Raw genomic sequence first — 14,539 nt, forward strand, 5'->3', positions numbered from 1 at the left:
TTATTTTAACATTCCAGCCAGGAGGGCAAGGGGAAAACTGGATAATGTCGCAGCAAGGGATAGATGTTTTTCTTGCGACGTCGATTTGACTTCCACTACCTCGCCCGTCAAAATATTATGCCATATCTTCGGAGCAGGTTCAGGTAGAACAAGAAACGTGTCCCGCCAGACGGCTTCGCCCCAGAGAACGGCACCGACCGGAGGCAACCCGCCCCTTGACGCCCCACCCCTTGCCGTCAGCCGCGCCGGCAAACGCGGGGCGATTACCAGGACCCATTCTTTGCCGCGGTGGCGGGCGAAGGCGCAGACGTGCCCGGCGACAGTACCGGCCGCCGCCACGGGAACATAATCTCCGAAGGTGAACAACTCCCGGTGCTCGCGTCTGAATTGCAATACCTTATAGGTAAGATATAGTTTGATGCGGCCGTCCCACCAGCTGTTGATGAGGTTCTTTATTAAAGCTTTCCTGTCTTCCCCTTCTTCCGCGATAAGGCCGGTTAAAAGTTCGGCCCGCCGTTTAAAGTCGACCGGCCGACGGTTGTCGGGATCGACCAGGCTGAAGTTCCACAACTCAGTTCCCTGGTAAAAATCGGGCACGCCCGGGCTGGCGCCTTTAAGGAGCACCTGGGCCAGGGAGTTCCAGGCCCCAAAATAGGCCACCGTCCTTTGAAAAAGAAGAAAGTCGGCAAAAAAACGGTTCTCCTGCGCAGGGTTTAACAAGGAAAGGGCAAAATTTAATATCGCCTCTTCATAAACGGTGTCCGGTTCGAGCCAATCGGTCCACGTCTTGGCTTCCCGGGCCGCCTTTATTAAATAAGCCTTAAGGCGTTCAATAAATTCGGGAACCTCGTCTTCCTGAAGGGGCCAGGCGCCGACGAGGGTCTGGTAGATAAAGAGTTCCATGTTGTTATCCGGTACCGGCCTGCCTTTATGATCTATTTTTTTCTCCGCGTTCCACCTGTGCCAGCGCTTGATCCCCTCCAACCAGGGACCGCTAATTTCCGTCAGGACGTTGAGCCTGGCCCGCACATCTTCGCTGCGCTTGGTATCGTGGGTAGAGGTGGCGTTAAGGGTATGGGGCCAGGCCTCCACTCGCCGTTGGTTAAAACGGTGAAACTCTTCCACGGACAGATACCGGGACCGGCTGCTGCTGCCTACTTCATTGAGGGAAACCAGGGGATTATAGACATAAAGGGCGGTGTCCTCATAACCCTTGGCCATGACCGGTCCGGTAAACTGTTGCCAGCGCATGACAAAACCAAGCCATGTTTGTCTCTGTTCCTCGAGCAACAGCACCCGGCGTAAGAAGTTTAAAGCCCGCGCAGCAGTCGTGCACCGCCGGGCGGCTGCGGCGACGGCACCTTCGATATAGCTCCGATCCCGCTGGCTGACGTTAAAATTGCGAATATAAGTCCGGTAAATTTCCAAACCGGCCGTAACATGTACCAGGGCTTCTTTCAATTCCGACAAGGTAAGGTCCCAGCCCTGGCGGTGTTCGGCAGCCAGCCGTTCCAGATCCCTTGCCAGGCTGCGGATTTCGGCCGCGAAAAGCTTTTCCATTACCCTCAACTTGCAATCATAGACTACGCCCGGCAGATCAAAAATATCACAATGCTCATTATAAAACTCTTCCAGGTCGGCCAGGCCCTTGGGATCAACGAAGATGCCGTTTAAGGCATTCAAAAAATCATAACCCGTAGTCCCATATACCTTCCAGGCTTCCGGCGGCTCCTCTTCATCGCCCAGGATTTTCTCCACAACCACATAAAAGCCGGGAGAAGCCGCCTGTTTGCCAAGGACGTGGTGTAACCTGATGAGATAGCCCTGGGGATCGTAAAGGCCGTCTATATGGTCAATGCGCACCCCAGTTACCTGCCCCCTGCGCACCAATTCCCAAACCTTGAAATGGAGCGCTTCAAACACCCTTTCGTCTTCCACCCGGACGGCAACCAGATCGCTGACGTCAAAAAAGCGTCGGTAGTTTATCTCTTCGTTGGCCGTACGCCAGTAGGCTAAACGGTAAAACTGTTCCGCCAGGATCTCCTCCAGCACATTGCAACTCCCCCGGTCATTCTCGCCGCCGTTCATCTGTTGCAGTTTGTCATCGATATATTCCCTGACCGCCGGGTTATTTTGATATAGCTGCCAGAGCTTCCGCCAAAAAAGGGGGTCGGAACCCTCCTCAGGAATCAAAGGAAGTAGCGGCGCCGGCACCGGTGCGGCAGCCGTACATGCAAGGATGCGGAGGGAGGAAGAGGGGTTTAAGGGCAGGCGTCGCCCAAAGTAACATAGCACCAGACCATCCTCCGCCAGTTGCAGTTTCAACCGGCGGTTTTCCAGCACCTTAGCGAAGGGTTCCCCCAGGATGGGCAAGAGCACTTTACCCGCCAGGCCCGGCCTTGCAGACTCCCAATCAATATCAAAGTAGGTCGCGTAGGCCGAAGCACGCCCAAAGCGAAGAACGTCCCACCACCAGGGATTCTCCTCGCTGGCGGCCATATGGTTGGGCACCACGTCCAGCAACAGCCCCATACCGTACCCTTTGAGGGCGGCCGTCAGGGCGGCAAAGTCCTCCTCGCTTCCCAGCTCAGGATTTAAGCGTCCCGGGTCGGTTACATCGTACCCATGGAGGCTTCCTTTTCTGGCCTGCAACAGGGGGGAAGCGTAGACATCGGTAACGCCCAGGGCATGAAGGTAAGGTACCACCCGACGCGCCGCATTAAAGTCAAAGTCCCGGTTGAACTGTAACCTGTAGGTGGCAACGGGAATACGTAGATTTTCCATCCTTACCTACGCACCTTAAGTTTATCACCCAAAGAGTTAAACAGGTCGAGCCAGGTATTGGCTTCTTCATTACCCCGACGCCCTTTTTCCTGGTAGGCGGGATAGACAGACTGGACCAGACGGTAATAGGCATTTTGCACCTGCCAGAGGTTGACTTCAAAGGGCAGGGAACTTACCAGGCCGATGACTCCGTTCAGATGTTCGATAAAGGTTCGGTCGTCGGGGTGGGCTAACAGCTTTTCCGCCATTTCCTTTAGATTCCGTTCTAGAACATATCCCAAAACTTCACCGTCCAGGGAAACCCCGGACATCTCGGCTTCGTTCAAAAGGGCTTTAATATGGTCCAAGTCTAGTTCGTCCCGGGCAAAGGCTTGGCGCAGGCTGGTGTTTAAAACAAACTCCGCAGCGGCCTGGAGGGCCCGGGGCTGGGGGATATTTAGATCCTTAAGGAAACGCATCAGTGGGGCATGGACGTCGTAGATGCGACGATAATCTTCGGCCACTTCCGCCAGGGTGGATTCCAGGATGATGTCCAACACTACCCGCTGCTTGTCGCGGAAAAGCTGCCTGAGGGTATAAGTGGTTCCCTCAAAATGCTGATCTATAAGCCTTATGACTTCGTTAAAGTCGGCCCGGTCGAAGGCCGCGGTTAATTCCCGCACCATTTGCTCGTAGCCTTCTTCATTCCGGTAAACCCGCACGCCGCCGCTGACGTTGTGATTGCCTAGGGTAAAGGCGCCGTAGTCGATGAGCATTTCTTCTTGGGTTATCTGTGAGGTGATGCGGGCCTTCCCTACTTCCAGCCGCGCCGTTCCCGCCCGCCGGTTGTGGCAGTCTTCCCGGTAAACGTCGTAACAATATATGCGGGAGTGTTGATCGTAGGTTTCGTATAGAGAGCACAGGGCATAGTGGCCCCCGACCTTCAAGAGGTCGACCATCGCCGGCTTGACGAATTTTTCATAGATATGGGCCCCGTCGCGGTGCTCGGGAATGTTGCTTTTGGCCTGGGCCAGTCGTTCCAGAAATTGCCCCTCGGGGGAGAAGCCAAATAACTCCTCGGCCAGCTGGATGACGCGGCCGGCGTATTTAATAACCTGCACCGTTTCGATCCCGGAAATTTCATCGAAAAACCAGCCGCAACTGGTGAACATCAACATGGCGTGCCGCTGCAGTTCCAGGAGCTTTAAAACCGTAACCTTATCTTTTTGATCTAAGGGACGGAGGGCGTGTTTTGCAAAAAAGCGGTCCACATTTTCCGGTGAACGGTCGAGGATAACGGTAATGTAATCGTTACGGGCGGCCCAGGGATCCTTCAAAAACTGCCGTCCCTTTTCCTCAAACTTTGGTGCCAACGTGTTGCGCAACCAATTGAGGGCATCGCGCAGTGGGGCCCGCCAGGCCTGACTCCAGCCGGGATGCATGCCCGTATTGCAACCGCAGTTGGTCCGCCATCTTTCCACTCCATGGGCACAGCTCCATGAGGTGTTGTTATTTATTTCTACCTCGTGGGTAGGCGGATGTTTTTCCAGGAATTCGCCGTAATTGGTCAGACGTGCCAGCTTATTGCTTTCTATAAAATCCAGGGCATAGGCTAGAGCCATGTCCCCGTGCCGGTGATGGTGACCGTAGGTTTCGCCGTCGGTGGCGATGTTGACCAACTGAGGTGCGTTGCGACCTTCATCAAAAATACTTAAAAGACGCCTGGCAAAACGTTCGCCGTTGTTTAAAAGCCTTTCAAAGGCTACGGCCCGGGCCACTTCGCCGTGGTAAAAAAAGACGTTAATGGTCCGGTCGGTTTCGGGGAGGCGCACCTGGTAGGGCATGGTGGTATCGATGCCGCCGTGGACTTCCTGCCAGTGTTCGTCGCCCAGAGGGCGTACGCGGCGCGCCTGCCAGGGTGCCAGAATGGTAAAACGGATGCCGTGCTCGGCCAAGATAGTCAGGGTTTCCATATCAACGGCCGTTTCCGGCAGCCACATGCCTTCCGGCCGCCTGCCGAAGCGCAGTTCAAAATCTTTAATTCCCCAGACAACCTGGGTTATTTTATCCCGGGTATTGGCCAGAGGCATAATCATATGATTATAGGCCTGGGCCAGGGCGGATCCATGACCGGAGAAGCGCCGGCGGCTCTCTTCATCGGCGGCTATTATTGCCCGGTAAACCTCCGGGGCATTGGTTTCCATCCAGGAAAGGAGCGTGGGACCCAAATTAAAGCTGATTTTGCTGTAGTTGTTGACGATCTTTTTGATCCAGCCCTCGCCGTCGAGGATGCGCGAGGCGGTATTGGGCTCGTAACATTCGGCATTAATGCGTTCATCCCAGTCGTGATAGGGACTGGCTGAATCCTGGAGTTCGATATCCTCCAGCCAGGGATTTTCCCGCGGCGGCTGATAAAAGTGGCCGTGGATGCAAATGTATTTATCCATCAGTTAGCACAGGCCTCCTTCAGGCGTTCATAGAGCAGACAGGACCACGGGCTTACGGCAATCTGCACCTCACCCGGCGACACGACCATGGCAGGTGCGGGGCTGCCGTCACCCAGCCAGCGTTCCTCAGCGGCATCCAATCTTTTTTGCCAGCGTCCCGGCGGGAGCGGCAGGGTAAGGTCCCTGCTGCTGTCGTTAAAGGAGAAAATGAGGCTTACCTCGCTGTCGTCGCTCCAGCGGCGCACAAACAGGACCCGTTCCTGTTCATAGGCGATGACTTCCATATTTTCCAGATTCAATGCCGCCAGGGGCGAAAGCTGCCGACGCAACTGAATTAACTGCCGGTAAAATTCCCAGAGAACGCCGTGCCGCCCCTGCCTCCGCAGGTTGAAATTGAGGCGAGAATCCAGAAAGGTGGCTTCCTCCTGGGGATCGGGGACCTCGCCTTCCCAATTGTGGTCGGCGAATTCCTGCCGCCGCCCTTCGCGTACCGCCGCCGCCAGTTGCGGGTCGGAATGGCTGGTGAAATATAAAAAGGGCGCCGTCTCGGCATACTCTTCACCCATAAACAAAAGGGGGATAAAGGGGGAAAGGAGCACTACGGCAGCCGCCAGTTTGAGCCTGGCAAAAGGAACCAGCACACTCAACCTTTCCCCCCGGGCACGGTTGCCGACCTGATCGTGATTCTGGACGAAAACTACCAGCCTGTCCCCCCTCGTGAGATGGGGATGTCGACCATGTCGCCGCTGCCTGTAGGCGGAGTACTGGCCGGTGTAAACATAACCTGTCTTTAAAGCCCGGGCCATGCTGCCCAGGCTACCAAAGTCACGGTAATAACCATTCCTTTCCCCGGTAAGCAAGGCATGCAGGGCGTGGTGAAAATCGTCACACCACTGGGCGTCCAGATCATACCCCCCAAAACTGGAGGGACGGATGAGCCGGGGATCGTTCAGGTCGCTTTCGGCAATGAGGTACACCCGGCGTCCCAACCTTTCTCCCGCATCCTTCACGGCTGATGCCAGTTCCTCTAAAAAAGGCATGGCGGAATTGTCCATAATGGCATGGACGGCGTCCAAGCGCAGTCCGTCTATATGAAACTCGATCAACCAGTAAAGGGCATTTTCGATAAAAAAGCGCCGCACCTCGTCGCTGCCCGGACCGTCAAAGTTAAGGGCCGGCCCCCATGGTGTCCGATAACGTTCGGTAAAATAAGGCCCGAAACGGGCCAGGTAGTTACCTTCCGGGCCCAGATGGTTGTAAACGACGTCGAGAAAAACGGCCAGGCCATGTCCGTGACAGGCGTTTACCAAACGCCGCAGCCCATCCGGCCCACCGTAAGAAGCCTGGACAGCAAAGGGAAAAACGCCGTCGTATCCCCAGTTGCGGCTCCCCGGAAACTGGGCCACCGGCATTAATTCAACGGCCGTAACCCCCAACGCCGTCAAGGTGCCCAGATGGGGAATGACGGCCTCAAAGGTACCTTCAGGAGTAAAAGTGCCTACATGCAGCTCATAAAAAATCAGTTCTTCCATGATGGGGCCGCGCCAGCCGGTATCGGACCAGAGAAAGTCTTCTTTAGCCATCACCTGGGACGGTCCGTGGACGCCCTGGGGTTGAAAGCGCGAGGCCGGGTCCGGCAATTTCTGTCCGTCTAAGATATAGTAGTAAAGGCTACCGGGTTCCACTCCCTCCATCTCGCCCTCATAATAACCCCGTTCCCCAGGGTTTAAAAACTCCACGCGCTCAGTAGGCGCCACTATCCGTACCGCTACTTCCCTGGCCAGCGGTGCCCAGAGGCGAAAACGGCAGCGTCCCTGGCCCAGGTACGTAGCCCCCAGGGTAACTCCGTAGGCCATAAAGCCACCTCGAACGAGCCAGAATAATACACAAAGTAGTATTGCCATGGCTACATTGAGATATGAATCCCGGGTGCCTCCAAAAATATTAAAGCCCCCTCCTTCCCCTTGGGAAGAGAGGGGGCAAAACTTTAGCCAATTAAGCGCCAAAGACCTCGGCGGCCACCCGGAGGCCGTCGCCGGCGGTAGTGGCAAAGTAATCGGCGCCAGCATACTTTTTCACGGCCTCATCAACGTAGTTGCCACCAATGACCACTTTGGGATACAACCCCGCGTCGTGAATGGCCTCGACAGTTTCCTTTAGCGCTGCCTGGCAGCTTGTAAGGAGAACGCTCATGCCCACCAATGGCGCTCCCGTCTCCTTTACCGCTTCTACAAATTTTTCTTTAGGTACATCCACGCCCAGGTCTACCACATTGTACCCGGCACCTTTAAGGAGCATAATCACGATGTTTTTCCCTAAATCGTGGATGTCGCCCTTAACCGTGCCGATAACGATAGTCCCCTTATGGCCGGTTCCTTCGCCCTTTAAATAGGGTTCCAAAATATCCATGGCGTTTTTCATGATTTCGCCCGCCATGACCAGCTCGCTCAAGAAATAGTCACCGCTTTCAAACCGGCTGCCTACCTCGACCATTCCCTCCTGCAGGGCCTTCACGATCTCCAGCGGCGCCGCCCCGGCGTCCAGAAATTCTTTGACCAGGGCGTCTACCTGGGCTTCTTCTAATTCGGCCATGGCCCGGGCCAATGCATCTTTTTGCATATTTTGCCACACCCTTTCCTTAAATCGATCATCTATTCTAACGCTGCACCCAGAACCATATAAAGGCGTAAGCCAAAGCATCAAGACCTGTCCATTCTTTTTTCACGAGCTCTTCATTGCCTGCTATCGTGCCAAACTCCTTTTTCTTTATGTCCCAGGGTACGCATGTGCCGGCTTCTGGTACGAACATCTTATCCCCTCCATTCCTGTTATCTTAATACACGCCGTATTCCCGCGCCGCTTCAAGCATGGCCATTATATTTTCCCGTTTGGCATCGCTCATCACCACGCCGCCCGCAGCGAGGATAAAGCCGCCGTCCCCGGCCAGTTCATCGATGGCTTTCTTTACGCAGTCCTTTACTTCCTGGGGCGTACCGTAGGTTAAAAGGGTGGTGGGAACGCCGCCGTACAGGCAGAAACGCCCGCCCAAAACTGCCTTCGCCTTCTTGGCGTCGGTTAAATCGATGCAGAAAACAATGCTCTTATCCGGCAGTTCGGCTATCTTTTCCAGATAAGGCGTCCAGTCTCCTTCGGCAAAGAAGAATGTCCTCTTCCTCATGGACCAAAGGCCTTCAATCACTGCCTTCCAGGTGGGCCAATAATACTTCTCCCAGAAGGCGGGGCTCAAGAAAGGATAAGCACCTTTATGCAGAGGGGCAAAGCAGGGAAACGTTGTGTCTCCGGCGGCGGTAATCATGGCGTAGGCAATATTGTGGGGGACGATAGCCTCACAGGCGGCCACTACCTTATCCGGCCGCCGCCTGAGATCTACCAGTATTCCCTTCGTACCCCGGAGGGCATCGCCCAGCGTATCGAAGGGGGCTTTGGTCATGCCTGAAGTGGCAGGCACTACAGCGTATTCCTTTGCCCATTTTTCCGAGGCTCTGGCCATCTTGTCGTTGTGCATGGCAAAGGCGGCGGCGCCTTTTACCAGGGCCACGCTGGCACGGTAGGAGCCCGGTTCGCTGAATTCCCCGCATATCCGCGGCAGGTATTTAGTTGCCAGCCAGTAAGTCGGATTGGCGATAAACTCATCGTAATCTTCAGCTTTCATATACTCTTCTTCTATATATTGAAAACCAGAATTTTCCTCAAAATAGATGCCCGGGAATTTATACAGCTTGCAGCCGATGGCGTCGAACATGGGCGGCCACCACAAGTTGGGGGAACCGAACATAGTGTCAAAATCCAAATCCTTTATCAGGTCGCTGATTATGGCCGTGGATTTATCTACGTCGTAGTATATTTCCTGCATGTTGGTGTCGGTGTATTTGACGAACCATTCACCGATGGGAAACACGACGGGAACTTTGTCCGGCTTGCCGCAGTCCAGGGCCGTCGTGTAACGTGCAAACCTTTCTTGATAAAGCTTTTCCTTATCGCTCATTTTCTAATTCCCTCCCTGGTCTAGAATAAAAAGCCCGGTTCGAACCCTGTCTTCTTCTATTGCCTTACCCGTCACCTCCTTATAACCCCAATATCATGTTAATCCTCAAGGGCGCCGGCCCGGTAGGCTTTTAAAAATCTTTTACCGAAGGGATCGTTACCCATTAATAAATCTACCGTCGTCAGCAAAGTCATGATTTTGGCATCCAGGGGATCGAGGATGGCGGCGTCCATGCCGTGGGCCATGCATATGGCCAGAAAATAACGATTGATTAGCCTTCTCTTGGGCATGTTGAAAGAAATGTTACTCAAACCCGATACCGTTTTTACCTTAAATTGACGCTTAATTTCCGTAAGGCACTGGAAAAACATTAAAGCATTGGTATGATTGACGGCCAGGGGCAGCACCAGGGGATCGATGTACAGCTTCTCCAGATCATAACCATGGCGGGAAAGGATTTCTATCAACTTCTCGGCGATTTTGAGCCTGTCCGCCACTGTCTTGGGAATGCCGTTGTCATCTACCGTTAGTCCGATTACCGGACAGCCGTGCTCCAATACGAGGGGCAATATACCCTCCAGGCGACTCTTTTCCATAGATATGGAATTGATTATAATTGCGCTTTTATCGCCCTTTAAGACCGCCAGGGCTTTTTTAACGGCGGCCGGTGAGGTACTGTCAATGCACAGGGGTACCTCCGTCGCCTCCTGAACCGCTTGAACCAGCCACTCCATATCGGCTTCTTCGTTGCAGTGGGCCGTATTGACATCCAAATAAGCAGCTCCCGCCGCCGCCTGCCTGCGGGCGAGTTCCTGTACAGCGGCTTTGTCCTTATCGTTGATGATTTGGCGGATTGCCGGTATGGCGCTGTTCAATTTTTCTCCGATGATAAGCACTGGTTTACGCCTCCAATCTATTTACCATGTTAAAAACCCATCCAATATTGTGGTAGTTCCGGTATACTTATCTACCTGTATATACAAATATATTCTATGCATTTCCGAGAATTCCTTCTTATTCAGGTGAAAAAATCACCTCTTTAGGTTAAAAGGCGCATCCCCAGCCAGCGCCGGCAGACGGCCACCCCTTCCACGGCCTCCCGTACCCAAGCATCGGCACCCACATAGCGGCAGACGCGTTCGTCCACCAGGCCCCCGATAACCACCTTGACCTCCTGCCCTACCGCCGCCGTACGTACCTTTTGGACGGTGCGGCGCATGGCTTCAAAAGAAGTAGAGAGGAGGGCCGACAACCCTAAAACCCTGGCTCCCGTCTGTTTAACGATGTTTAAAAACTCCTCTGGCGGGATATCCACTCCGGCATCAAAAACGCGAAAGCCTTCACATCTCAAGAGGGATATGGTGATGTTTTTACCGATGTCGTGGATGTCCCCTTCCACCGTACCAAAAACAATATCGGCCCGTTCCGGCTGTCCGGAAGAAATGGGGGGAGATGCCAGAAAGGGATCAAGGATTCCCAGCACTTCCTGAAAGATTTCCGCCGACATCACCAGGTCACATAAAAAATATTCTCCTGCCGCGTAACGATCGCCGACCATTTTCATTCCCTGCCGGCACTCTTCTATTATCGTTAGGGGCGCTACCTGTTCGTTAAGGGCCTTCCTCACCAGTTCCAGGACTCTCTTTTCCTCTAATTCCGCCATCGCCAGGGTTAAGGGACCCAAAAAAACACCCCCTCCCTTTTACGATTCGCAGCCGGCTAAATCGTAGCTGTGACCGAGGTCAATTGATACCGGTCCCCACGGTAAAGGCACCATCCCCAACCTACCGGCCGATTGTCGGCCGCCAGCAAAAACTGTTCCACCAAAAAAGCCGGGGAACCGGGAGAAGTGCGTAAGGCACGGGCCTCTTCTTCATTGAGATTTGTCACTTTTAAAATCATTTTGCTGCTCATTGGCAGGGCGGCGGCGTGCTTTTCCAGTATATCGGGAAAAGCCTGATACTGGAGTTCGTTTTCCAGAATCGGCCTTCCTTGGTCGTAACGCAGATATTTACGGTCATATGCCAGGGGCTCGCCGTCGGTCAGGAGGGTGCGGCGAACAAATAGGACTTTTGTTCCCTGGCGTACTTGAAGCATGGCTGCCGCCTTTTCCGGGGCGGGTACCAGCCGGGCCTCCAGGAGCCGGGAGCTTGCGGCCATGCCCCGGGCAGCCGCATCCTTGTGGAACTCCTCCATGACAAAAACCGCCCGGTCTAACTCGGGTCGGGAGACAAAGGTGCCCTTTCCCCGTTCGGCACGGATGAGACCGGCTCTGATCAGGTGACTCAAGCTGCGGCGGACGGTCATGCGGCTTAATCCGTATTTTTCACTCAATTCCGCCTCGGAGGGTAACGCTTCACCCGGTCGGTAGGCGCCAGTCTTTATTTGGTGTTCCAGGATCTGGGCTAGTTGGTAATAAGGAGGCACAAAGGAATTTTTGTCTATGGCCATGAAGCAACCACCTCGCCCGGGTCGTACAGGAGCTTAACGGTTTTTATACAATAATTCTATATTCAGCCAATAAATCCTGCCGGCAAATTAAAGGGCCCCCCTCATGGGGGACCGGCGTATTATTTGCCGTTGTGGATTTCAAAGCTCCAGTTGAGGCCGTTATTGTTGTCCCAGTTGTTGGCGCTGTCCTTGAAGCAGATGTTCAGGCGGCTGCCGTCTTCCACCCGGATGTTTTTCACCCAGCCGTAGCCGGTACGCTCCATGCGGTAATCATAGATATTCTGCCAGTTATTGGCGTCCCCGTAACCAGTATGCATCCATACCTGGTCGGCGCCGCAGGCATCAAGGAGGCCGTGGTAAAGGATGGTCACTTCATCGCCGGCGGTAATGGGTACCGGGTCCACCACCACCCCGCCGGGATATTCGGCCGCCCGCATCTGCTGCAGGCGCGTTCGTTTATCGCTTATAAAGCGGCTGCGGTTTTTATCGCCCAAATCTATAACCTCCCCAGGGAAAGTTTCTAAAATTAGTTTCCCTGGAGCCAGGCCGGGCTATGCAAAAACTGCTACTTTCTCGCCGGTCCGGTAATAGCGCTGTTCTCAGACACCAGGCGCGAAAAATGAGTTTAGAGATGCAGGTCGGTTCTTTAGGAACTTACCGTCTTTCCAACCAGTCTTTACTGGCATATTTCGCCCTTAGCTCCTCCAATCGCCCTTTTTCCCCATCTGTCAGCTCTCCCCGTATAAATTCTAAACCGTAGAGTCTGGTAAAGGCTCGGGCTATACCGGCCTTTATTTCCTCTCCTTCGACCCGGCGGCCTAAAATGTCCTCCAGGCCGCAGGCCTGGTGGTAAAATTTATCCTTGAGGCGCTGGCGTACGGCTTCCGAAGGCATTTTTAGGACGGCAAAAAGGTCGTCAACATTTAAGGCGATGACTATCGACCCGTGCTGGAGGACCACGCCCCCCTTACGTGTCTGGGCGCTGCCTACCAGCTTGCGGCCGCCACAGGTTATCTCATACCAGGAGGGGGCATCAAAACAGGCGGCCGAAGTATGCTCATCCTGGCCTCCTTTGCGGCCTGAGGCAATCTCCACCGGCGCTCCCAGCTCCCTCAATCCCAAAGCCAAGGCCTCTGCAAGACGCAGATAAGATGGGCGAATCCCGCCGGTCATAAGGGGATGGTCTTCCCGGGCCACTACGCTGTAGGTTACTTCTTTATCGTGAAGGACGGCCCGGCCGCCGGTTAAGCGGCGCACCAGCCCCAGCCCCCGCTCCCTGACAGCCACCACGTCGATTTCTTTCTCCAGTTGCTGGAAATAACCCAAGGAGATGGTTGGCGGCTGCCAGGCATAAAAACGTAAGGTTGGCGGCGTTTTGCCTTCCCGGTGCTCCAGCAGGATGGCCTCGTCCACGGCCATGTTGGTGTAAGGATCGGCCACACCGGTATCTAATAGCCGCCAGGTTTCAGCCGGCATAGATTTACCCCCCTGGTCCTGAACTGATTAGATCGCATAGGCTTCCCAAAAGGGTGTTCCTTTAATACGGTGTACCTTGAGGGAAGGATGGCACGGGTTTTGCGCCAGGAAGCGTATGGTTTTCAACACGTGCTTTTGAGCTTCTTTGCTTTACTCTTGAAACTGTTCCAGGAAACTATCAGTCCTTATTATCTGAGGCATTCTCTAGTTCTCCTATTAATTCTTCAACATTGCCGTAAGCCTTAACTCGCCCTTCCGCCAGATGCTGCAAGCTCCGTTGCATCCTTTCCTGCCATTCCTCGCTCCAGAAATATTCCTGTTGCCTGGGGTGCCAGTCAACCGGGACAAGGCGAAGGCTGGTACCGTGTCCCCGCTCCATACCTGATACACCTCTTTTTATTTCCGTTTTTCTGTATTATAACAGATCCGGGAAATATAATCCCCATTAAAAACTGCACCCGGGGACTAATCTTAAATATTTACCCTGATATTGACATACTTCTCGCCTAATGCTATCCTGTAAATAGATGGGAAAATATGTAATAATATTGCAGGTGTTGAAAATGCCTGAAAGAAGCAGCGACTGGCTGCGGCAAGCAGAAGCAGACTTAAGGCATGCCATTAATTCGTTTAACGCCGGGGATTTTGAATGGTCCTGTTTTGCCGCTCAGCAGGCGGCGGAAAAAGCAGTAAAAGCATTATTTCAAAAGTTGCACCTTGATGCCTGGGGTCATACCGTTTCCATTTTACTAGCAAATCTTCCTGCGGAAATTGCCGTGCCCGGAAAATTGATTGAGCAAGCCAAAGTTATCGACAAGCATTATATCCCGGCCCGCTATCCGAATGGTTTTGAAATCGGAGCGCCCACCGATTTTTACACTGCGGGGGAGGCTGACACCGCCATCAAGATTGCAGGTGAAATCATTGAATTCTGTAAGAGTCATCTCAGTTGACGAAAATACTGTCAGAAATGCCCTGGAAGACCTGGCGGCAAGGTTGAAGTCAAGGCCGGAGGTGCTGGCTGTTTACCTCTGCGGTTCCTGGGCCAGGGGGAACTACACCCCTTATAGCGACATCGACCTTTTGATCCTGGTTACAAATGACGATAGAAAACCCTGGGATAGAGTACCGGATTATTTGCCCGGCAAATTTCCCGTGGGGCTGGACCTTTTTGTGTATACTCCCGACGAACTTAAAAAAAGCCGTTTCGCCAGGGAGCTTTTAAAAAATGCCATTCAACTCTACCATGCTGTCTACTCTCACCAGCTTGACCCGGCTAACTTATTGGGAATGGAATGATGGTCTGAACTAAATAGATTTAGTTCTTTACGCGACCCTTGGTTAGTTATGTAAACTATCGAAGGGCCTTATAGGGTACTGTCTATATGGGCCTTTC

At 53.6% G+C, this 14,539-nt stretch carries 14 protein-coding genes; 2 read left to right on the forward strand and 12 right to left on the reverse strand.

The window, feature by feature from the left end:
- The 12 genes from treY to MHFGQ_RS10805 form a co-directional block, all read right to left on the reverse strand.
- Nucleotides 1-2,784 carry a malto-oligosyltrehalose synthase gene (gene treY / locus MHFGQ_RS10750; RefSeq protein WP_106005200.1) on the reverse strand — a complete coding sequence of 928 codons (2,784 nt, stop codon included), beginning with the start codon at nt 2,782-2,784 and terminating at the stop codon, nt 1-3.
- A 2-nt stretch (nt 2,785-2,786) separates the two neighbouring features.
- A complete protein-coding gene (locus MHFGQ_RS10755; protein WP_106005199.1) occupies nt 2,787-5,210 on the reverse strand; it encodes a DUF3536 domain-containing protein in 2,424 nt (807 codons plus the stop codon).
- Nucleotides 5,210-7,066 (reverse strand): malto-oligosyltrehalose trehalohydrolase, encoded by a 1,857-nt coding sequence (gene treZ / locus MHFGQ_RS10760; protein ID WP_106005198.1) that lies wholly within the window; start codon nt 7,064-7,066, stop codon nt 5,210-5,212. The genes MHFGQ_RS10755 and treZ overlap by 1 nt, the downstream gene beginning before the upstream one ends.
- A gap of 139 nt (nt 7,067-7,205) precedes the next feature.
- The gene (locus tag MHFGQ_RS10765; protein WP_106005197.1) at nt 7,206-7,829 is read right to left on the reverse strand and encodes a cobalamin B12-binding domain-containing protein; all 624 of its coding nucleotides are present in this window, start codon (nt 7,827-7,829) and stop codon (nt 7,206-7,208) included.
- A gap of 37 nt (nt 7,830-7,866) precedes the next feature.
- Nucleotides 7,867-8,019, reverse strand: coding sequence for a hypothetical protein (locus MHFGQ_RS10770; protein ID WP_170066237.1), 153 nt, complete (start codon nt 8,017-8,019; stop codon nt 7,867-7,869).
- A 24-nt stretch (nt 8,020-8,043) separates the two neighbouring features.
- The gene (locus MHFGQ_RS10775; RefSeq protein ID WP_106005196.1) at nt 8,044-9,216 is read right to left on the reverse strand and encodes a uroporphyrinogen decarboxylase family protein; all 1,173 of its coding nucleotides are present in this window, start codon (nt 9,214-9,216) and stop codon (nt 8,044-8,046) included.
- Between the two features lie 98 nt (nt 9,217-9,314).
- Nucleotides 9,315-10,112: a dihydropteroate synthase gene (locus MHFGQ_RS10780; RefSeq protein WP_106005195.1), complete on the reverse strand. Its 798-nt coding sequence runs from the start codon at nt 10,110-10,112 to the stop codon at nt 9,315-9,317.
- Nucleotides 10,113-10,255: 143 nt separating this feature from the next.
- Nucleotides 10,256-10,900 carry a cobalamin B12-binding domain-containing protein gene (locus tag MHFGQ_RS10785; RefSeq protein WP_245907820.1) on the reverse strand — a complete coding sequence of 215 codons (645 nt, stop codon included), beginning with the start codon at nt 10,898-10,900 and terminating at the stop codon, nt 10,256-10,258.
- A gap of 35 nt (nt 10,901-10,935) precedes the next feature.
- A complete protein-coding gene (locus MHFGQ_RS10790) occupies nt 10,936-11,667 on the reverse strand; it encodes a GntR family transcriptional regulator (protein WP_106005194.1) in 732 nt (243 codons plus the stop codon).
- 119 nt (nt 11,668-11,786) lie between these two features.
- The gene (locus MHFGQ_RS10795; protein WP_106005193.1) at nt 11,787-12,161 is read right to left on the reverse strand and encodes a carbohydrate-binding protein; all 375 of its coding nucleotides are present in this window, start codon (nt 12,159-12,161) and stop codon (nt 11,787-11,789) included.
- Between the two features lie 160 nt (nt 12,162-12,321).
- Nucleotides 12,322-13,143 carry a lipoate--protein ligase family protein gene (locus MHFGQ_RS10800; protein ID WP_106005192.1) on the reverse strand — a complete coding sequence of 274 codons (822 nt, stop codon included), beginning with the start codon at nt 13,141-13,143 and terminating at the stop codon, nt 12,322-12,324.
- Between the two features lie 178 nt (nt 13,144-13,321).
- Nucleotides 13,322-13,522 carry a hypothetical protein gene (locus tag MHFGQ_RS10805; protein ID WP_211292879.1) on the reverse strand — a complete coding sequence of 67 codons (201 nt, stop codon included), beginning with the start codon at nt 13,520-13,522 and terminating at the stop codon, nt 13,322-13,324.
- A 184-nt stretch (nt 13,523-13,706) separates the two neighbouring features.
- Here MHFGQ_RS10805 and MHFGQ_RS10810 point away from each other — a divergent pair, with 184 nt between their 5' ends.
- Complete coding sequence (locus tag MHFGQ_RS10810) at nt 13,707-14,096, forward strand: HEPN domain-containing protein (protein WP_054936616.1); 390 nt, start codon at nt 13,707-13,709, stop codon at nt 14,094-14,096.
- Nucleotides 14,068-14,442 carry a nucleotidyltransferase domain-containing protein gene (locus MHFGQ_RS10815; protein ID WP_170066236.1) on the forward strand — a complete coding sequence of 125 codons (375 nt, stop codon included), beginning with the start codon at nt 14,068-14,070 and terminating at the stop codon, nt 14,440-14,442. Before MHFGQ_RS10810 ends, MHFGQ_RS10815 begins: the two co-directional genes overlap by 29 nt.
- Nucleotides 14,443-14,539 lie beyond the last annotated feature (97 nt).

This window comes from Moorella humiferrea, from assembly GCF_039233145.1.
GTDB lineage: Bacteria > Bacillota > DSM-521 > Neomoorellales > Neomoorellaceae > Neomoorella > Neomoorella humiferrea.

What these genes read in the sequence shown, in the direction of transcription:
- MHFGQ_RS10810 (WP_054936616.1), top strand. Translation starts at nt 13,707, where the DNA reads ATGCCTGAAAGAAGCAGCGACTGGCTGCGGCAAGCAGAAGCAGACTTA.
- MHFGQ_RS10775 (WP_106005196.1), bottom strand. Translation starts at nt 9,216, where the DNA reads ATGAGCGATAAGGAAAAGCTTTATCAAGAAAGGTTTGCACGTTACACG.
- MHFGQ_RS10800 (WP_106005192.1), bottom strand. Translation starts at nt 13,143, where the DNA reads ATGCCGGCTGAAACCTGGCGGCTATTAGATACCGGTGTGGCCGATCCT.
- treY (WP_106005200.1), bottom strand. Translation starts at nt 2,784, where the DNA reads ATGGAAAATCTACGTATTCCCGTTGCCACCTACAGGTTACAGTTCAAC.
- MHFGQ_RS10755 (WP_106005199.1), bottom strand. Translation starts at nt 5,210, where the DNA reads ATGGATAAATACATTTGCATCCACGGCCACTTTTATCAGCCGCCGCGG.
- MHFGQ_RS10790 (WP_106005194.1), bottom strand. Translation starts at nt 11,667, where the DNA reads ATGGCCATAGACAAAAATTCCTTTGTGCCTCCTTATTACCAACTAGCC.
- MHFGQ_RS10770 (WP_170066237.1), bottom strand. Translation starts at nt 8,019, where the DNA reads ATGTTCGTACCAGAAGCCGGCACATGCGTACCCTGGGACATAAAGAAA.
- MHFGQ_RS10765 (WP_106005197.1), bottom strand. Translation starts at nt 7,829, where the DNA reads ATGCAAAAAGATGCATTGGCCCGGGCCATGGCCGAATTAGAAGAAGCC.
- treZ (WP_106005198.1), bottom strand. Translation starts at nt 7,066, where the DNA reads ATGGCCTACGGAGTTACCCTGGGGGCTACGTACCTGGGCCAGGGACGC.
- MHFGQ_RS10805 (WP_211292879.1), bottom strand. Translation starts at nt 13,522, where the DNA reads ATGGAGCGGGGACACGGTACCAGCCTTCGCCTTGTCCCGGTTGACTGG.